Source organism: Kitasatospora sp. NPDC041988, from assembly GCF_055588525.1.
Map to the genome: position 1 here is coordinate 1 of NZ_JBVJCO010000013.1, position 19,219 is coordinate 19,219.

The 19,219-nt window shown below is 72.9% G+C and carries 15 protein-coding genes; 9 read left to right on the plus strand and 6 right to left on the minus strand.

The features are described 5' to 3' along the window. The 4 genes from ACZ6NC_RS15275 to ACZ6NC_RS15290 all read left to right on the plus strand — a co-directional run. Nucleotides 1-360: ABC transporter permease (locus tag ACZ6NC_RS15275; protein WP_465732776.1), on the plus strand; the 360-nt coding region annotated here is incomplete at its 5' end. Nucleotides 361-695: 335 nt separating this feature from the next. Continuing rightward, nucleotides 696-3,242, plus strand: a complete 2,547-nt coding sequence (locus ACZ6NC_RS15280) for a terpene synthase family protein (protein ID WP_465732778.1) — start codon at nucleotides 696-698, stop codon at nucleotides 3,240-3,242. A gap of 185 nt (nucleotides 3,243-3,427) precedes the next feature. After that, nucleotides 3,428-4,228 carry a VOC family protein gene (locus ACZ6NC_RS15285; protein ID WP_465732780.1) on the plus strand — a complete coding sequence of 267 codons (801 nt, stop codon included), beginning with the start codon at nucleotides 3,428-3,430 and terminating at the stop codon, nucleotides 4,226-4,228. Nucleotides 4,229-4,261: 33 nt separating this feature from the next. Beyond that, nucleotides 4,262-4,750, plus strand: coding sequence for a DinB family protein (locus ACZ6NC_RS15290; RefSeq protein WP_465732782.1), 489 nt, complete (start codon nucleotides 4,262-4,264; stop codon nucleotides 4,748-4,750). A gap of 45 nt (nucleotides 4,751-4,795) precedes the next feature. Here the strand turns inward: ACZ6NC_RS15290 and ACZ6NC_RS15295 are convergent, their stop codons facing one another. From ACZ6NC_RS15295 to ACZ6NC_RS15305, 3 genes are all read right to left on the minus strand, one after another. Next, complete coding sequence (locus ACZ6NC_RS15295) at nucleotides 4,796-5,500, minus strand: ArsR/SmtB family transcription factor (protein ID WP_465732784.1); 705 nt, start codon at nucleotides 5,498-5,500, stop codon at nucleotides 4,796-4,798. Nucleotides 5,501-5,583: 83 nt separating this feature from the next. After that, nucleotides 5,584-6,051, minus strand: a complete 468-nt coding sequence (locus tag ACZ6NC_RS15300) for a carboxymuconolactone decarboxylase family protein (RefSeq protein WP_465732786.1) — start codon at nucleotides 6,049-6,051, stop codon at nucleotides 5,584-5,586. Between the two features lie 56 nt (nucleotides 6,052-6,107). After that, a complete protein-coding gene (locus ACZ6NC_RS15305; protein WP_465732788.1) occupies nucleotides 6,108-9,458 on the minus strand; it encodes an AfsR/SARP family transcriptional regulator in 3,351 nt (1,116 codons plus the stop codon). A gap of 164 nt (nucleotides 9,459-9,622) precedes the next feature. Here ACZ6NC_RS15305 and ACZ6NC_RS15310 point away from each other — a divergent pair, with 164 nt between their 5' ends. Together ACZ6NC_RS15310 and ACZ6NC_RS15315 are read left to right on the plus strand one after the other, a co-directional pair. Then, the gene (locus ACZ6NC_RS15310; protein ID WP_465732790.1) at nucleotides 9,623-10,636 is read left to right on the plus strand and encodes an NADP-dependent oxidoreductase; all 1,014 of its coding nucleotides are present in this window, start codon (nucleotides 9,623-9,625) and stop codon (nucleotides 10,634-10,636) included. Further along, nucleotides 10,633-11,235: an NAD(P)H oxidoreductase gene (locus ACZ6NC_RS15315; RefSeq protein WP_465732792.1), complete on the plus strand. Its 603-nt coding sequence runs from the start codon at nucleotides 10,633-10,635 to the stop codon at nucleotides 11,233-11,235. The genes ACZ6NC_RS15310 and ACZ6NC_RS15315 overlap by 4 nt, the downstream gene beginning before the upstream one ends. Nucleotides 11,236-11,506: 271 nt before the next feature. Here ACZ6NC_RS15315 and ACZ6NC_RS15320 read toward each other — a convergent pair whose 3' ends face one another. Next, the gene (locus ACZ6NC_RS15320; RefSeq protein WP_465732794.1) at nucleotides 11,507-12,466 is read right to left on the minus strand and encodes a hypothetical protein; all 960 of its coding nucleotides are present in this window, start codon (nucleotides 12,464-12,466) and stop codon (nucleotides 11,507-11,509) included. Nucleotides 12,467-12,997: 531 nt separating this feature from the next. Here ACZ6NC_RS15320 and ACZ6NC_RS15325 point away from each other — a divergent pair. Both ACZ6NC_RS15325 and ACZ6NC_RS15330 read left to right on the plus strand, forming a co-directional pair. Continuing rightward, nucleotides 12,998-13,924: an NADP-dependent oxidoreductase gene (locus ACZ6NC_RS15325; protein WP_465732796.1), complete on the plus strand. Its 927-nt coding sequence runs from the start codon at nucleotides 12,998-13,000 to the stop codon at nucleotides 13,922-13,924. A gap of 154 nt (nucleotides 13,925-14,078) precedes the next feature. Then, entirely contained in the window at nucleotides 14,079-15,014 is a 936-nt protein-coding gene (locus tag ACZ6NC_RS15330) for an AraC family transcriptional regulator (RefSeq protein ID WP_465732798.1), read from the plus strand. Nucleotides 15,015-15,098: 84 nt separating this feature from the next. Here ACZ6NC_RS15330 and ACZ6NC_RS15335 read toward each other — a convergent pair whose 3' ends face one another. Both ACZ6NC_RS15335 and ACZ6NC_RS15340 read right to left on the minus strand, forming a co-directional pair. Then, nucleotides 15,099-16,343, minus strand: a complete 1,245-nt coding sequence (locus ACZ6NC_RS15335; RefSeq protein WP_465733085.1) for an MFS transporter — start codon at nucleotides 16,341-16,343, stop codon at nucleotides 15,099-15,101. Between the two features lie 119 nt (nucleotides 16,344-16,462). Then, a complete protein-coding gene (locus ACZ6NC_RS15340; protein ID WP_465732800.1) occupies nucleotides 16,463-17,698 on the minus strand; it encodes an aminotransferase class V-fold PLP-dependent enzyme in 1,236 nt (411 codons plus the stop codon). Here ACZ6NC_RS15340 and ACZ6NC_RS15345 point away from each other — a divergent pair. Next, nucleotides 17,697-19,124 (plus strand): aminotransferase-like domain-containing protein, encoded by a 1,428-nt coding sequence (locus tag ACZ6NC_RS15345; protein WP_465732802.1) that lies wholly within the window; start codon nucleotides 17,697-17,699, stop codon nucleotides 19,122-19,124. The genes ACZ6NC_RS15340 and ACZ6NC_RS15345 overlap by 2 nt on opposite strands. Nucleotides 19,125-19,219: the final 95 nt, after the last annotated feature.

A 19,219-nucleotide genomic window follows, 5' to 3' on the forward strand; every position in this document is an offset into this window, starting at 1 on the left:
ACCGTCCTGGAGTGGCTGGCCGCGTTCGGGCTGCTCGTCCTCTTCGCCCTGGCACTGACCTGGATCGCGGTGGGCATGGGCCTGGTCAGCCCCAATGCGGAGGCCGCCAGCAACAACGCGATGCCGCTGATCCTGCTGCCGCTGCTGTCCAGCGCCTTCACCCCGGTCCACTCCATGCCCGGCTGGTTCCAGCCGGTCGCCGAGTACCAGCCCTTCACCCCCGCCATCGAGACCCTGCGCGGCCTGCTCCTGGGCACCGGGATCGGCCACAACGGCTGGCTCGCCGTCGCCTGGTGCCTGGCCCTGACCGTGCTCGGCTACCGCTGGTCCACCTCCAGCTTCAACCGCGACCCGAAGTAACCGCCATGACCACGCGGGCCGCCCCCCGCAACCCCTCCCGCCCCAGGGCGGCGTACCCCGACACCATGTCGGCCTACGCCGCCCGTCGGCATTTCCCGGCACCCATCGGGCCCGAGGGGATGGGCGCCCGGTCGTACGGGTGATCCAGTGGCGGGCATGGATTTGGGCAGGCGTTCGAGTCAATGGGCCTATCTCATATGACTGTTCCCGTTCGTCAGTGGAGATCGTTGCGCAGGGGTAATGCTGAGCCGACCGGGTGGCGGGCGCTGACAAGGACCGAGGTGTGCTTCGCCGTGCCGGTCGGCCTCCTCGACACGTCCAGAAAGGCTCGCCCGGTGACTCAGCCGTTCGAACTGCCCTCCTTCTACGTGCCGCACCCGGCACGTCTCAACCCCCATCTGGAAGAGGCCCGCACCCACTCCACCGCGTGGGCCCGGCAGATGGGGATGCTGGAGGGCTCGGGGATCTGGGACCAGGCCGACCTGGAGGCGCACGACTACGGCCTGCTCTGCGCGTACACACACCCGGACGCCTCCGCCGAGGCACTCTCGCTGGTCACCGACTGGTACGTGTGGGTCTTCTTCTTCGACGACCACTTCCTGGAGATCTACAAGCGCAGCAACGACCGTGAGGGCGGCAAGGCCTACCTGGACCGGCTGCCGCTGTTCATGCCGGCCGACCCGTCCACGCCGATGCCCGAGCCCACCAACCCGGTCGAGGCGGGGCTGGCCGACCTCTGGCGGCGGACCGTGCCGACGATGGGCGAGGACTGGCGGATCCGGTTCGCCGAGAGCACCCGGAACCTGCTCAACGAGTCGCTCTGGGAGCTCGCCAACATCAACGCCGGCCGGATCGCCAACCCGGTCGAGTACATTGAGATGCGCCGCAAGGTCGGCGGCGCGCCCTGGTCCGCCGGGCTGATCGAGTACGCGGCCAACGCCGAGGTGCCGCAGGAGGTTTCGGGCTCGCGGCCGCTGCGGGTGCTGATGGACGCCTTCTCGGACGGCGTCCACCTGCGCAACGACATCTTCTCCTACCAGCGCGAGGTCGAGGACGAGGGCGAGCTGAGCAACGGCATCCTCGTGCTGGAGACCTTCCTCGGCTGCTCGACGCAGGAGGCCGCGGAGGCCGTCAACGACCTGCTCACCTCGCGGCTCCAGCAGTTCGAGAACACCGTGTTCACCGAACTCCCGGCACTGTTCGCCGAAACCGGGTTGGACCCGGTGGGCTGCGCCAAGGTGCTGGCGTACGTCAAGGGCCTCCAGGACTGGCAGTCCGGTGGCCACGAGTGGCACATGCGGTCCAGCCGGTACATGAACGACGGCGGGGCTGCCGCCGAGGCTGCCGAGAGCAACTGGTGGGACCCGTACGCGATCGGCGGGGTCGGCACATCGGCGCTGGACGTGCTCCGGTCCGGTCCCGGGCGCGCATTCCCGGGCGGGCTCGGAGAGTTGGGCTCGCTGAGCGGCGCGTTCGGGATCAACACGCTGGACGGCACGCCCGGGTCGCCGGGCGGCGTCGGCCCGGCGGTGCGGCGGGCCCGCTCGCACAGCCACGTGCCGTTCCAGCACGTCGGCCCGTCCCGACTGCCGGAGTTCAAACTCCCGTTCAGCGTCGAGCTGAGCAGGCACCTGGACACCTCGCGGCGCAACACCGCCGCGTGGGCCGAGAAGATGGGCATGCTGGAGGCGCAGCCGGGCCTGCCCCACTCGGACATCTGGACGGCCGAGAAGCTCGCCGACTACGACTTCCCGCTCTGCTCGGCCGGCATCCACCCGGACGCCACCGCCGACCAACTCGACCTCACCTCGGCCTGGTTGACCTGGGGCACCTACGGCGACGACTACTACCCGGTGGTGTTCGGGCGGGCCCGCGACCTGGCCGGCGCCAAGCTGCTGACCGCGCGCTTCTCCGAGTTCATGCCCGTCGACGGCAGCCCGGTGCCGGAGCCGGTGAACGCCCTGGAACGCGGCCTCGCCGACCTCTGGGAGCGGACCGCCGGGCCGATGACCGCCGACGCCCGGCAGCAGTTCCGCACAGCTGTGGAAGACATGGTGGAGAGCTGGGTCTGGGAGCTCGACAACCAGGCGCAGCACCGGATCCCCGACCCGGTCGACTACATCGAGATGCGCCGCAAGACCTTCGGCTCCGACCTCACCATGAGCCTCTGCCGGCTGGCCCACGAGCAGTCCGTCCCGCCCGAGATCTACGAGAGCGGGCCGATGCGCTCGCTGGAGAACGCGGCCGCCGACTACGCGTGCATGATGAACGACCTGTTCTCGTACCAGAAGGAGGTCGAGTACGAGGGCGAGGTGCACAACGCGGTGCTGGTCGTGCAGAACTTCTTCAACTGCGACTACCCGGCCGCCGTCCGCATCGTCGACGACCTGATGCACTCGCGGGTTCAGCAGTTCCAGCACGTGGTGCAGAACGAGTTCCCGGTGCTGTACGACGACTTCGACCTGGGCCCCGAGGGCCGGGCGCTGCTGGACGGGTACGTCAAGGAGCTGGAGAACTGGCTCGCCGGCATCCTGATCTGGCACCGGGGCTGCAAGCGGTACACGGAGGGCGACCTCAAGCGGCACTTCGGGCGGGAGGAGCTCCCGGTGGAGCCTGCCGCGGCGGGGGAGGCGGTGTTGGGGCCGAAGGGGCTGGGGACGGCGGGGGCGCGGCTCGTGGCGGCGGCACCGGTGGCGGCGGGCGTCGGTGTGGGCGTCGGTGCGGGCGTCGGTGCGGCCGAGGCGGCGCCGCGGCCGGGGGTGGTTCCGTCCGGGCCGGCCGGCTTCGGGACGGCGGGAGCGCGGGCGCCGTTCAGCGCGGCGGTTCCGGCCGTTCCGGCGGCTGCGGCTGCTCCCGGTGGCGCGGTGGGTGCGGCCGGGTAGCGGGCTGCTCGTTCCGGGACGGCCCGCCGGTGGGTGCACCGGCGGGCCGTCGCCGTTGGCGAGGCGGCTCGGGCGTGGCTCGGAGATGGCGCAGGCGTGGCTCGGGGCGCGGGCGGGCGGGGGACTGACTACTGTGGCGAATCGGGGCAAAACGTCATCAATGTCACAAGAAGAGGTGCAGAGCCATGGCCGCGCTACCCGAGGGCACACCCTGCTGGGCCGATGCGATGTTCGCCGACCTGGACGGCGCCAAGACGTTCTACGGCGACGTGCTCGGCTGGACCTTCGGCGAGAGCTCGTCGGAGTTCGGCAACTACACGACGGCGTACTCCGACGGCAAGGCGGTCGCCGCCGTCGTGCCGCCGATGCCGGGCCAGGACGCGCCGCCGTCCGCCTGGTGCCTGTACTTCGCCTCGCCGGACGCCGCGGCCACCGCGGAGGGCATCCGCGCCAACGGCGGCGAGGTGCTGATGGGCCCGATGCAGGTCGGCGACTTCGGCACCATGGTGATCGGCAAGGACCCGGGCGGCGTCACGTTCGGTGTCTGGCAGGCCGGCAGCCACGAGGGCTTCGAGAAGCAGGGCGCGCCCGGCGCGTACACCTGGGCCGAGGTGCTCACCCGCGAGCCCGGCAAGGCGGACGGGTTCTTCCCCGCCGTCTTCCCGTTCACCACCAAGAAGATGGACACCGACGAGGTGGACTACAAGATCTTCCACGTCGACGGCCAGCCCGTCCTCGGCCGGATGAAGATGGGCCCGGAGGACCTCCCGCCCGAGGCACCGTCCTACGTCAGCGTGTTCTTCGCCGTGGACGACTGCAACGCGACCGCCGCCAAGATCACCGAGCGTGGCGGACAGGTGTACGCCGGTCCGATGGACAGCCCGTTCGGCCGGTTCGCGGCGGTCGGCGACCCGCAGGGCGCGGCCTTCGGCATCATCGACCTCGGCACGACGTCCGGGGACCTGCCCGTGATGGCGGACATCTGATGAGCGGGGCGTCTCGGTGAGCGGGGTGTCCCGGTGAGCAGCGAGCGGGCCGACCTGCTGCAGACGCTGGACAAGCACCGCGGCTTCCTGCGCTACACCGTCCGCGACCTCACCGACGAGCAGGCCGCCCGGCGCACCACCGTGAGCGAGCTGTGCCTGGGCGGCCTGATCAAGCACGTCATGGGAGTCGAGGCCCGGTGGATGCGGTTCGCGACCGGCGGTGCGGAGGCGATGCGGAGCGAGCCCGTCGACTGGGAGGGCCAGTTCCGGATGGCGGACGGCGAGACGCTGGCGTCGCTGCTCGCCGCGTACGAGCGGGTGGCGCACGAGACCGACGAGCTGATCTCGACCCTGCCCGACCTGGACCTCGCCCACCCGCTGCCGGAGGCACCGTGGTTCGAACCGGGCGCGAGCTGGTCGGTGCGGCGGGTCCTGCTGCACATCATCGCGGAGACCGCACAGCACGCCGGGCACGCGGACATCATCCGGGAGTCGCTGGACGGGGCGAAGACGATGGGGTGAGGGGTTCGCTCCGGGGCTGTCGGATGAGCCCTCGCGGGTGAGCTCTCAGGTGAGCTGGAGACCGAGCAGCTCGTGCAGGGCCCGGTCGCCGTCCGCCGTGACCCGCAGGGCCCGGCCGGAGCCGATCCGCTCCACCCAGGCCCGGTCCAGCGCCGTCCGGCAGAGCGCGGCACCGAGCGCCCCGCCGAGGTGGGTGCGGCGCTCCGTCCAGTCCAGGCAGCTGCGCACCACCGGGCGGCCGCCGCTGTGCCCCGCCCGGGCGGGCAGCTCGATGCCGGCGCCGGCCAGCCACTCCCGCCCGCGCTCGGTCACGGCGAGCCCGGCGTCGTCCGCCACCAGGCCGCGGGCCAGCACGGCGTCGGTGACGGCCACACCGAGGCGGCCGGCCAGATGGTCGTAGCAGGTCCGGGCGCGGGCCTCGGCACTCAGCCGGGTGGACTCACGCAGACTGCGCGGGGCCCTGGCGGGGGCCGCCGCGGGGGCCGCCGTCTCCGCGAAGACGGTGAGGTCCTCGATCAGCGCCGCCACCTCCGGGCCGGCCAGCCGGACGTACCGGTGCCGCCCCTGCCGCTCCTCCGCCAGCAGACCCCCGGCGATCAGGCGAGACAGGTGCTCGCTGGCCGTGGACGGCGCGACAGCGGCGTGCCGGGCCAGCTCGCCGGCGGTCCAGGCCCGACCGTCGAGCAGGGCGGTGCAGAACGCGGCGCGGGTCGGGTCGGCGAGCAGTCCGGCGAGCTGGGCGAGTGGCATGGGTCCATGGTGCCCCGGGCACGGTTCGGCCGGGGCCGAAACGTTCCCGGCGGCTGTAGGTGGTAGGTGGTAGGTGGTGGCCGTCAGTGGGCCGCGCGCTCGTCGGTACCGGGGATCTTGGCGGTGCTGAGGGCGATGCGGTTCCACGTGTTGATGGTGAGGATCAGGGCCAGCAGGTGGGCCAGTTCCTCCTCGGTGAAGTGCGCGGCGGCGTGGGCGTAGACGTCGTCCGGGACGCCGCCCTGGCCGATCAGGGTGACGGCCTCGGTGAGGGCGAGGGCGGCGCGTTCCTGCGCGGTGAAGAAGTGGCCGGCGTCCTTCCAGACGGCGACCAGGTGCAGCCGCTCCTCGCTCTCGCCGGCCTTGCGGGCGTCGGAGGTGTGCAGGTGGAGGCAGTAGGCGCAGCCGTTGAGCTGGGAGGCGCGGATCTGCACCAGCTCGACCAGGGCCGGGTCGAGGCCCTCACGGGCGGCGGCGTCGAAGCCGATCAGGGCCTTGAAGGCCTTCGGTGCGGCGGTGGCGAAGTTGATGCGGGGGTTCGTCATGACCATGAATCTATGGGGTGACAGACCGTCGGAACAGGGCATTTCCGGGTCGGAATCATGGGTCAATTCTGGGTGAGGGCGAGGAGTTGCTCGTCGGCGGTGAGCCCCCGGCCGTGGGCGAATGCCGCGTCGAAGCCGCCGCCGAGGCGCTCGCGGGCCCGGGCGGCCGCGCGGTCCACGTCGACGCGTTCGGCCCGGGGGAGCGGGGAGCCGACGGAGTCGCGGAGAGCGGCGGCGGTGCCGAGCAGGGCGCCGGCCTCGGCGTCCCGGCCCGCCGCCGAGCGCGCCCCGGCCAGGCCTTCGAGGGCGAGCGCGAGTGCGCGTACGTCCCCGGTCCTGCGGGCGGCGGCGAGGCCGTCCAGGTGGAGCCGCTCGGCGAGCGCGGCGTCGCCGCGCTGTTCGGCGACGTAGCCGAGCTGGGCGAGGATCAGCGCGGTACCGGAGTCGACGCCGAGGCGGCGGTTCCACTCCAGCCAGGGGCGCAGATGCCGCTCGGCGGCGTCGAGGTCGCCGCGGCGGCGGGCACCGATGGCGAGGCCGGTCTCGGCGAACTGTTCCGCGGGGCGGTGCGACTGTTCGACGGCCAGCCGCCGGGCCCGCTCGTGGAACTCGTCGGCCCGGGCGTGGTCGCCGGTCAGCAGGGCGATCCGGCCGAGCCTGGCCAGCTGGAAGGAGGCGTCCGTCCAGAGCTCCAGCTCCTCCGCGCTGCGGACGCCGTCCCGGTGCAGGCCGGCGGCGGCGTCGTAGTCCCCGGCGATCTCGGCGAGTACACCCAGCTGCTCGGAGGCCTTCAACTGACCCCAGCGGTCGCCGAGTTCGGCGAAGAGATCGGCGCTCCGAACGGCGTTGCGACGCAGCTCGCCGAGATCGCCCCGGTAGAGGGCCAGGGTGGCGCGGGTGCTGAGCGCGGCGGCCTCGCCCCAGCGGTCGCCGAGCGCGCGGAACTCGTCGGGCAGGCGGTCGAGGCCGCGCCGGACCAGCGCGTCGTTGAAGCCGCAGCGGGCGTAGGCGAGCAGCCAGCGGCCGCGGGCGTCGGCGCCGTCGAAGGTCTCGTCGGGGCGGGTGCCGTCGGGGCGGGTGCCGTCGGGCCGGGATTCGTCGGGGCGGGCATCCTCGGGGCGGACGTCCTCGGGCCGGGTCTCGTCGCCGGTGAGCAGGGTGAAGGCGGCGTGCCGGACGCGGGCGGCGGCGAGGAGGGCGGCCGTGTCCGCCGCGTGCACCGTGGCCGTCCCGCCTGCCGCGCCTGCCGCGCCTGCCGTGCCTGCCGTGCCCGCTGCGCCTGCCGCGTCCAGGGCGCGGGCCAGGGAGCGGCCTGCCTCGCCGACCCGGCCGCGCAGGTGCCAGTACCAGGTGAGGCCGTTGACCAGACGGAGCCCGAGGGTGGGGTCGCCGTCCGTGGTGGCGTGGTCGAGGGCGGCCCGCAGGTTGTGGGTCTCGTGGTCGAGCCGGCGCAGCCAGTCCCGCTGGTCGCGGCCGTGCAGGTGGGGTGCGGCGCGTTCGGCGAGGTCGGTGTGGTGGCGGGCGTGGCGGTGGCGGGCGTCCGCAGTCTCGCCGGCCTCGGCGAGGCGTTCCAGGCCGTAGGCGATCACCGATTCGAGCATCCGGTACCGAGGGCCGTCGTACGCCGTTCCGCCGTACGCCCTACCGTCATACGCCCTACCGTCGTACGCCGTGCCGCCGGGAGCGGCACCCCCGTCGTACGCCGGGACGACCAGGGAGCGGTCGACCAGGCGGGTCACGAGGTCGAGCACGTCGTCGGCGTGGACGTCCCCCGCGGCGCAGACCACCTCCGCGGACTCCAGGGTGAACCCGCCGGAGAACACGGCGAGTCGGCGCAGCACCGCCTGCTCGGGCGGGGAGAGCAGCTCCCAGCTCCAGTCGATCATCGCGCGCAGGGTGCGCTGCCGGGCCGGCGCGTCCCGGCGGGCCTGGTTGAGCAGGCGGAACCGGTCGTGCAGACGGTCGGCCAGAGCCTGCACGCCGAGCGTGCGGACCCGGGTGGCGGCCAGTTCGAGCGCGAGCGGGATGCCGTCGAGGCGGCGGCAGATGAGGGCGACGGCCTCGCGGTTCTCCGGGCCGAGGCCGAAGCCGGGGGCGGCCGCCGCGGCGCGCGCGGCGAACAGCTCGACAGCCGCCTCCTCGTCCAACGGGGCGACGGCGTCGAGGACTTCACCGGAGATCGCCAGCGGCTCCTGACTGGTGGCGAGGATGTGCAACCCCGGCGCCCGGCGCAGCAGTCGGTCGGCCAGCGCGGCGACCGGGGCGATCACGTGCTCGCAGTTGTCGAGCACGAGCAGCAGCCGTCGCTGCCCGAGCACGTCGGCGAGCCGCTGCTCGACCGGCTCGCGGGTGCGGAGGTCCGATGCGTCGTCGTCGCGCACGCCGAGGGCGGCCGCCACGGTGGTGGCCACCTCGCCGCTGGTGCCCGCGAGTTCGACGAAGCGGACGCCGTCGGGGAAGCCCTCCGCGAGGTGTGCGGCCGCCGCCAGGGCGAGCCGGGTCTTGCCGACCCCGCCCGGCCCGGTGAGGGTGACCAGCCGGCCCGCCCCGACCAGCGCGCTCACCCGGCCGACGGCCTGCTGCCGTCCGATCAGCGAACTCGCCGGTGCGGGAACGTCGTTGCGCGGACCGGCTGCGGCGGTGGGCGGAGCCGCAGGGGTGGGAGAGAGCGACGGGTCCTGGCGCAGCATCGCCTGGTGGAGCGCGGCGAGTTCGGCGTCCGGGTCGATGCCCAGCTCCTCGGCGAACCGTCGCTCCAGCTCCCGGTAGGCCTCCAGCGCCTCGCTCTGCCGCCCGGCCCGGTAGAGCGCCCGCATCCGGGTGGCGTGCAGCCGCTGGCGCAGCGGATGCTCGGCCGCCAGTGGTGCCAACTCGTCGGCGAGCAACGCGTGTTCGCCCAAGTCCAGCCGGAGGTCCGACAACTCCTCCAGTGCGGTGAGCCGTTGCTCCTCCAACGCGGCGATGGCGGCCCGGGCGAACCCGGCGTCCCGGAAGTCGGCGTACGCGGGCCCACGCCAGAGGCCGAGCGCTTCCGTGAGCAGCGCCGCCCGCGCCCGCGGGTCGGCCTCCTGCCGGGCCAGGGCCGTCAACCGTGCGAAGCGGCCCGCGTCCAAGGCCTCCTCGGCCACCGTCAGCGCGTAGCCCGCCGGGCCGTACGCCACCAGCGCCCGGGCGCCGTCCTCCGCCTTCGCCAGGGCGCGGCGCAGCTGCGAGACCTTCGTCTGCAGGGTGTTCTCCGGATTGCCCGGCAGGCTTTCGCCCCACAGGTCGTCGATCAGCCGGTCCACCGGCACCGGCCGTCCGTGGTGCACCAGGAGGCCGGCGAGCAGCGCGCGGACCTTCGCCTCGGGGACGGGAACGGGATCCCCGTCGTCCGTCCGCACCGCCACCGGGCCCAGCACCTCGAAACGCATGCCGCCCACGCTAACCGGTGTCTGTCGGGCCGTCGTGCGCCGGTCGTCGGTGGCCGTGCGCGGGACGTCGGCGGACCGTGCGCGGCCCCGGGCACTGTGAGTCCTGTGAGAGCGACGGAACACCGCCGCAGAAGCCCGAACAACTCCCTTCGGAGGGAAGCATCATGACCGTGTCCCGTGAGATCCGCCTCGCCGCCCGCCCGGCCGGCGCACCGACCGCCGCCGACTTCGAGCTGGTGACCACCGAAGTCCCGGAGCCGGGCGAGGGCCAGATCGTGGTCCGCAACACCTGGATGTCGGTGGACCCGTACATGCGCGGCCGGATGGACGACATCCCCTCGTACATCCCGCCGTTCGAGCTCGGTGCCGCCCTCGACGGGAGCGCGATCGGCGAGGTGGTCGCCTCCCGGGCCGCCGCCGTCCCGGTCGGCTCGACCGTCTCGCACTTCCTCGGCTGGCGCGAGTACGCCGTCCTGGACGCCACGGCGGCCACCGTCGTGGACACCTCGCTCGCCCCGGCGGAGGCCTACCTCGGCGCCCTGGGCACCCCCGGCCTGACCGCCTACGCCGCCCTCACCAGGACGGCGCCGGTCCGCGAGGGCGACGTCGTGTTCGTCTCGGCGGCGGCCGGAGCGGTCGGCAGCGTGGCCGGCCAACTTGCCCGGCAGCTGGGCGCGTCCCGGGTGATCGGCTCGGCGGGCGGCCCCGAGAAGACCAAGAAGCTGCTCGACCGGTTCGGCTTCGATGCGGCGGTCGACTACCGCCAGGGCAGGCTCGCCGAGCAACTCGCCGAGGCCGCCCCCGAGGGCATCGACGTCTACCTCGACGCCGTCGGCGGCGACCACCTCCAGGCCGCGATCGGCGCCATCCGCAACGGCGGACGGATCGCCCTGGTCGGCGCGATCAGCGGCTACAACGACACCGCGCCGGCGCCCGGCCCCGACAACCTCTTCCGGGCCGCGGCCAAGGAGGCCACACTGCGCGGGATGCTGGTCAGCAGCCACTTCGACCTCTTCCCGGAGTGGATCGGCAAGGCCGCCGGGTGGCTGGCCGACGGCACGCTGCGCACCGGGCAGACCGTCGTGGACGGCATCGAGCAGGCCCCGGAGGCCTTCCTCGGCGTGCTGCGCGGCGCCAACACCGGCAAGATGCTGGTCCGGCTGGGGGCGCAGCGATGACCACCGAGCCCGTATCCGCCGCCCGCGAGGGCCGGCACGCCCTGCTGGTCGTCGCCCACCCGCGCACCGACTCGCTGACCGCCCAGCTAGCCCGCCGCACCCGGGACCGGCTGTCCGCCGAAGGCCTCACCGTCGACCTGCTCGACCTGCACGCCGAGGGTTTCGATCCGCGGCTGGGCCCGGAGGACGAGCCGGACTGGGCCGACCCCGACAAGGAGTACTCGGCCGAGGTCCGCGCCCACATGCGGCGGATCGACGCGGCCGACGTGATCGTGGTGGTCTTCCCGCTCTGGTGGTTCGGCCTCCCGGCGATTCTCAAGGGCTGGATCGACCGGGTGTGGAACCACGGCTTCGCCTACGGCCGCGACCGCCCCCGGCTCAAGGGCAAGCGGATGCTCTGGATCGGCCTGGTCAGCTACGGGCAGGAGAAGTTCACGGAGCTGGGGTGGGACGGCCCGGTCACCCGCATCCTCCGGGAGGGGATCTCCGGCTACTGCGGGATCGACGACGCGGCGGTCCACTTCGTCCACGACTCCCTGAACGCGGGCGAGACGGCGCTCAAGGAGGTGGACGAGGCGCTCGACTCCTTCGCCCCGTAGTCCGCGTCCGGTAGGCCCGTAGGCCCGTATCCCGGTACCCCCGTAGTCCCGCGATCCCGTAGTGAGAAGCCGGCTCGTGAACCGTCGCAGCCTAGAGCAGCAGCCTGCAGCGGCCGTCCGCACGGTCAAAGGCCCCGACTGGGTGAGCAGTCGGGGCCTTTGTGAGGTGTCCGAGAGCGGCGGCACGAAGGACCTCGGGATCGGCTGTCGTCCTCGCGCCGGCGGGCTGCGGGTGGGCTGCCGGTGGATCGCCGACAGCCGTGACCCATGGTCAGTCGAACAGCCGCGCGCTGTCGCCCCCGAGCCACTTGTTGCTCACGGTGGCGTCAGGGGAAACGACCTCCGGATAGCGGTCCGCCAGGTATTCCTGCTGGACCTCCTCGCCGGTCCTCCGATCCGCGACGGTCTTGACGCCGCTCAGCTTCATCTTCTTCAGGGTCCCGATGGACTCCCCCAGGATGAGGGCGTTGAACGCCTTGATCGCCTGAGCGGACTGCTGAACGCTGTCGCGACTGACGATCCCGCGGTTCACGTTGATCATCGTGTTCGTGTACATGGCGCGGGGGTCCCGTCCGACGAATTCGCGGCTGGCGTCACCGATGCAGTCGAAGAACAGGTCTGCCGCGTGCTCCGGCCAGCCTTCGGTGATGATCCTGAAGGCGACGATCAGCCCCGTGGCGCTGGAATGGCACTGCTTTCCCTTGTTGACCAGCCGGAGGATCCGTTCCTCCTCGATGGGCCATTCGCCGACCAGCTGCTGCAACTGGTCGGCGGTGAGGCGCCCACTGGTCCACCGCGTCCAGTGGAGGCCGGCGGTACGGTTGGAGAGGATCTTCAGCGCCGCCCCGTAGACGTTGGCATTGCTCTGCTTCATGTCGGTGATCTGCGCGACGAAGTCGCCCGCGGTACGGACGCGGCCGCCGTCGATGGCGGCGAAGGTTTCCGGGTCGAGGTTGTACGTCACCTGCGCGATCACGGTCATACCGGTCTCGATGAGTGCGGCGGCGCGGTGCTGGCCGTCGATGAGGCAGCCGTGTGAGTCGAGGGCGAATCCCTGATGCGTCGTGCGGAACTGCCCACCGCGCAGAATGCTCTTGAATTTGTCGATGTTGGACCGCTTCAGGGGGACGCGATTACACGTCCTCTTCTCCATCCATCCTGAGCACTTTTCGGGCGTTACCTCGATGATCTCACTGTAAACGGGCAGATTGTTGCCAAGTTCCCTGGTCACGGCGCCGTCCCTCGAATATGCATGCCGAAGCTCTTGCAGTCCCGCGGATCGCGCGCCTCTCTGCGCGTCCCACCCCGGCACGTTAGGGGGAGGAGGTGTGGCTGGTGTCGGATGTCCCAATTTGGCCATCATTTGATCATTTGGTCATAGGAGCCGACGCCTCTGGCGTTGTTTTCGACCCGATCTCGATCGCGACGCCTGCCGTGCCGCGGGGTCCAGGATCGGTACCGACCGCGGGGTCACGGCGCTCTCTGCATCGTGTGAGGCGGGGTCCTGCCAGGTCAGGGGCGTTGGCGTCGCCCGGGCGGCGGGAGCTCGATCGGGGCGACCGCGAGGTTCGAGGGGTCGGCCGGAGTCAGGTGGCCGGAGTCGAGCGGCCGGAGTCGGGCGGTCGAGGCGCTCGGGCGGTGAGACGATCGGACATCTTTCGGAGACTGAAGGATATTCAGCGGCTCGTCCGACCTTCCTAGAGTTGGGGACATCAGAAGCCGACCCGGCAGCGGGCCGGACGATCCGGAAGGAAGAACTCCCATGCGCGCAGTCATCCAGAAGTCCTTCGGCGGCCCCGAGGTCCTCGAGACCGTCGAGACCGAGCGCCCGGCCCCGCTCGGCGGCGAGGTGCTCGTACGGGTGCACGCCAGCGGGGTCAACCCGGTGGACGTGGCGGTTCGTTCGGGTGCGTACCCGCTGCTCGGCGAGCCGCCCTACGGCGTCGGCTGGGACATCTCCGGCGTGGTCGAGGAGGTCGGCCCGGGGGCCCGGTTCAAGGTGGGTGACGAGGTGTTCGGGATGCCGTTCTTCCCCCGCGCCGCCACCGGATACGCCGACTACGTCGCCGTGCCGTCGCGGCAGGTGGCCCGCAAGCCCGCCACGCTCGACCACGTGCAGGCCGCCGCCATTCCGCTGGCCGCCCTCACCGCCTGGCAGGGCCTGGTCGACGCGGCGCAACTGTCCGAGGGGCAGCGGGTGTTGATCCACCGCGCGGCCGGTGGCGTCGGCCACTTCGCGGTCCAGATCGCGAAGGCCCGCGGTGCCCACGTCATCGCCCTCGCCAGCGAGCCCAAGCACGAGTTCCTGCGCGGCCTGGGCGCCGACGAGGTCATCGACTACCGGACCACCGACTACACCGAGGCGGTGCGGGACGTCGACGTCGTCTTCGACTCCTCGTCCGAGGGCACCCGCGCCCTGTCGGTCCTGCGGACCGGCGGCACGCTGGTCAGCATCATGGAGCACTTCAGGCAGGATCTGGCGGCCGAGATCGAGGCCGCCGGGCGGAAGTTCGCGGGCGTCTCGGTCGAGCCCGACTACGCCTCGCTGGAGGCGATCGCCGCCCTCGTCGACGCCGGCAGGATCCGCCCGCACGTCGCCGAGACCTTCCCGCTCGACGACGCCGCCAAGGCCCACGAGCTGGTCGGCTCCGGCCGGGTACAGGGCAAGGTCGTCCTCACCGTTGCCTGAACGGGACGGGGATGGGCGGAAGCGGTGCCGGACGGGACCCGACGGGGGTGGGTCCTGCCCGGCACCGGACGGAGCGTCAGGAAGAGGGAGGGCGTGGGAGCGTGAGGGGGCAGGGTCCTAGGGTGGGGCGGACAACGGTGAACGGGGGAAGGCCATGGACATCCTGACCGAGGCGCTCGGCTCGATGCGGACCGGACACCCCACGTCCGTTCGGACGGAGGGCCGCGCCCCCTGGGGCCTGCGGCTGCCCCAGGTCGCCGGCGCCGGCTTCCATGTGGTGTTGCACGGCACGTGCTGGCTGATCCCGCTCGGTTGCGCCTCCAGCCAGGAGCCGATCGCCCTCAGCCCCGGTGACGTGGTCTTCCTGCGGGACGGCAGCGGCCACATCCTCGCCGACCACCCCTCCACCCCCGCCGAAGCGGAACGGCCCGACCAGTACCGGCCGAGCACCCCGATCGGCACCGTCACCCTCGGCGGCGACGGCCCCCGGACCAGCCTGCTCTGCGGCAACTACCACCTGGACCAGGGCCGCCCGCACCCGCTGGTCCGCAACCTGCCCGAGGTCATCCACCTGGCCACCGGTCAGGGACGGCACCCCGAGCTGACCGCCGCCGTCCAACTCCTCGGCGCCGAACTGGAGAACCCCCGGCTCGGCTCGACCGGGATCGTCCCCGCGCTGATCGACTCGTTGTTGCTGTACATCCTGCGGGCCTGGTTCGAGGACCAGCCCACCGTCACCGCCGTAGGCTGGGCCGCCGCCCTCAGCGACTGCGCCGTCGCCCCGGCCCTGGCCGCCATCCACGAGACCCCTTCGACCCCGTGGACCGTCGAGTCGCTGGCAGGCCGGGTCGGCCTCTCCCGCGCAGCCTTCGCCCGCCGCTTCACCAACCTCGTCGGCGAACCGCCCATGGCCTACCTCACCCGCTGGCGCCTCACCACCGCCGCCCGGCTCCTCCGCGAGTCCGAGGCCCCGCTCACCACCATTGCCACGCAGGCCGGTTACGGCTCCGAGTACGCCTTCGCCAAGGCCTTCAAGCGGGAGTACGGCCAGGCCCCCGGCGGCTACCGCCGCGACACCCGCGCCGCCTGACCGGGCTGCGCCCCGCCGTCAGGATCGACCGGGCGCCGAGCGGCGGTGGCCGAGCCGACGGGACCGGCCGGGGCCTGTCCGCGGTCAGGGCGCGCCGGCCGGCTCCGCCGCCACCGGCATGGCCTTGAGCCGGCTGACGGGGGAGACGATCAGCCCGATCACGACGACGGCGGAGGCCGCCGCCGCCACGGTCAGCGCGTTCTCCGCGCCGATCCGGCCGGCGAGCACACCGGCGGACAGGCCGCCGAGGGCGCCACCACCGAACAGCAGGGTCCGGAAGGCCGCCGTCATCCGCCCCATCATGGGCTGCGGGGTGAGGGCCTGGCGCAGGCTGACGATGATGACGCCGGCCACGCCCAGCCCCAGGTAGGAGGTGAAGAAGGAGAGCACGAACATCGCGATCATCACCGGCCGGGGCCCGGCGGCGGCGGCGATCAGGCCGGGGCCGAGCAGCAGCGCCGACTGGGCGATCAGATAGACCCGGCCGAGCGGGAACCGCGCAATGACCCTGCGGGAGACGAGCGCGCCGATCAGCCCGCCCACGGAGGCCGTCGCGAAGACGGCGCCGAGTGTCGCCGAGCCGAAGTGGAGGTCGTTGTTGCCGTGGAGCAGGAACATGGTCCAGACGGTGACCATGGAGAAGTTGCAGCAGAAGCCGATGAGCGCCAGGGCCCGCAGGACACCGTCGCGCATCACCCAGCCCAGTCCGTCCCGGAGTTCACGCAACAGGTGGCGGTCGGGGGCCGGTTCGGGACGCGGTTCGGGGGTGCGGATCAGCAGCAGCGACACGACGGAAACCGCGTACGAGCAGGCGTCCACGACCAGGGCCACCGGTGCGGTGAGCGCCGACACCAGGAGCCCCGCGAGCCCGGGCCCGGCAACGTCGGCGGCGGAGGAGCTGGTGCCCATCCGGGCACTGGCCTCCACGTAGTGCTCGGGCTTGCGCACCAGCACCGGCACGTACGACATCCAGCTCACGTCGAACACCACCGACGCGATGCCGGCGGCGCAGGCGATCACCAGCAGGACGTCCAGATCGAGGGCGTGCCACCAGTACAGCAGCGGGACCAGCGCGACCAGGACCAGCCGGACGAGGTTGGCGCCGATCATGACGGGCCGGCGCCGTACCCGGTCGGTCCAGACCCCGATCAGCAGGGCCAGCCCGAGGTACGGGACGAGCTGCAGGAAGCGCAGCAGCCCGACCTGCTCCTCGGTGGCGTGGAAGGCGCGGATCGCCGTCAGCGGCAATGCGAGGTTGGTGACCTGGGTGCCGAGCAGCGACACCGTCTCGCCGAGCCAGAACTTGAGGAAGTCGCCGTTGCGCCACAGGCTCTGGGGCGGCGCCGCGGCGGGATCGGCAGTGGCGGTGTCAGCGGCGGGAACGGTGCCGGTGGGTGCGGTACCGGTGGATGCGGTGGCGGCCGGAGTGGGCCCGGCCGAGGCCGCGGTCACCTGGCTCCCCCCGCCAGCTCGGCGACCGTGGCGGCCACCGCGTCGACCTCGTCCTCGGTGTTGTAGTAGTGCGGCGACAGCCGCAGGCACCACTCCACGTCCTTGTCGGCGAAGTCGAACTGCGCGAACTCCCGGAAACTCAGCGCCGAGTTGACCCCGCGCGCGTCCATCGCCGCCTTGAACGGCTGCGGCTGCCACCCGTCGATCGCGAAGGTGACCAGTGCGGCGGGGGCCGGGCCGCCGTCGAGCACCCGGACACCGGGCAGGCCGGCCAGGTGCGAGCGCAGCCGCCCGGCCAGGGCGGGGGTGCGCCAGGAGATGGGTTCGATCCCGACCCGCAGCGCGTAGCGGACGGCGGCCGCGCAGCCGAGCACGGTGGCGTAGGGGAACTCCCACTCCTCGAACCGGGCCGCGGTGTCGACCGCCCGGTAGGTGTCGGGCCCGGTCCAGCGGGCGCCGTACATGTCGATGAACAGCGGCTCGTACCCGGCCGCGAGCACCCGGTCGGAGACGTACAGGAAGCCCGAACCGCGCGGTCCGCGCAGGAACTTGCGGCAGGTCGCGGTGAGCAGGTCACAGCCGATCCGCTCGACGTCGATCTCGTACTGGCCGACCGACTGGCAGGCGTCGACCAGGTACAGCAGGTCGAGTTCGCGGCAGTGGCGGCCGATCTCGGTCACCGGCTGGACCAGTCCGGAGTTGGTCGGCACATGGGTGACGGCGACCAGCCGCGGGCGGTGCGCGCGCATCAGCGCGGCCATCGCCTCGACGTCGACGCCGCTGCCGTCCGGGTGGTCGGGCGCGTGAACGACCTGCACGCCGTGACGCCGGCGCAGTGCGAGGAAGGCGATCTGGTTGGAGATGAAGTCGTTGCGCGTGGTGAGGACGACGTCGCCGGGGCGGAAGTCGATCGCGGACAGGGCCTTGGTGTAGGCGTGGGTGGCGCTGCCGGCGAAGGCGATGTTGCCGGGCCGGGCGTTGATGAGCTCGGCGACGGAGGCGTGGAAGTCGGCGACCTCGGCGGCCCGGGCCGCGGACGCCTCGTAGCCGCCGATGGCGGCCTCCAGGTTCAGGTGGTCGAGCATCACCCCGAGGACCGGGCGGGCCATCAGGCCGCAGCCGGCGTTGTTGAAGTGGATCACCGAGTCGCAGCCCGGGGTGTCGGCCCGCAGGGCGGCGATGTCGAGGAGCGGTTCCGTCGCTGGCGCGAAAGCGCTATCCTTGTTCTTCATGTCTGACGGTAGCAGTACTGAGACCCTGGTGGCGATCCTCCGGGCGGAGATCGCCGCACTCACCCCGGGCGACCGGCTGCCCAGCAGCCGCGACCTGATCGCCCGTCACGGGGTCGGCCCGGTCACCGTGTCCCGCGCGATCGCACTGCTCGCCGCCGAGGGAGTGGTGGTCACCCGCCCCGGCAGCGGCACCTACGTCGCCGCCCGCAGAACGCCCCACGGCGACACCGCACCGGACACCTCCTGGCAGGCGGTCGCGCTCGCCGGCCGCGACCACGACCCCGGCGCCGACTCGGCCGCGACCGACGGCCCGTCGGAACCGCTGCCCGCCGGGACCGTCACGCTCTCCGGCGGCTACCTGCACGAGAACCTCCAACCCACCCGCGCGCTCGGCGCCGCCCTCGCACGCGCCGCCCGCCGGCCCGACGCCTGGCACCGCGCCCCCACGGCCGGCCTGGCCCCGCTGCGCGCGATCTTCGCCCGGCAGGCCGGCAGCAGCGTGGGCCCCGAGGACGTGCTGGTCACCGGCGGCGGCCAGGGCGCGCTCTCCATGCTGTTCCGCGCCGTCGCCGCACCCGGCAGCCCGGTGCTGGTCGAGTCGCCCACCTACCCCGGGGCGCTCGCCGCCGCCCGCGCCGCCGGTCTGCGGCCGGTACCCGTCCCGATCGACGACGACGGGGTCCGCCCCGACCTGCTGGCCGACGCCTTCGCCATGACCGGAGCCCGGCTGTTCTACTGCCAGCCGACCTTCCACAACCCCACCGGCACCGTGCTCGCCACCGAACGCCGCCACCAGGTCGTGGACGTCGCCCGGGCCGCCGGGGCGTTCCTGATCGAGGACGACTTCGCCCGCCACCTCGGCCACGGCCGCCCGGTGCCGCGCCCCCTCGTCGCCGACGACCGCGACGGCACCGTCGTCCACCTGACCTCGCTGACCAAGCCGGCCTCACCCAGTCTGCGGATCGGCGCCCTGATCGCCCGCGGCCCCGTGATGCGACGCCTGCAGGGCATGCGACTGGTCGACGACTTCTTCATCGCCCGCCCGCTCCAGGAGGCGGCCGTCGAACTCCTCAGCACCCCCGCCTGGGACCGCCACCTGCGGGCCCTGGCCACCGCGCTGCGCGAGCGCTGCACCGTCCTGGCCGACGCGCTGGCCCGCGAACTCCCCGACTGGACACTCGCCCGCCACCCGGCCGGCGGCCTCCACCTCTGGCTCCGGCTCCCGCCCGCGCTCACCGACACCGCCGTCGCCGAGGCCGCCCGCGCCCACGGGGTCTCCGTCAACGCCGGCCGGCGCTACTTCCCGGCCGAAGCGCCCGCCGCCCACCTGCGCCTCGGCTTCGCCGCCGCCGCCGACCCCGCCGACCTCGGCACCGCCGCCCGCCGCCTCGCGACAGCCGCCCACACCCTCGCCCCCACCCGGTGACCCGCCCACGGGCCGGGTGCCGTTGCCGGCGGAGGACGCGAGATCCGAACGCATGAGGGGCTGCCCCAGATGCGGGCCTGCCCCCCCGCACGCCC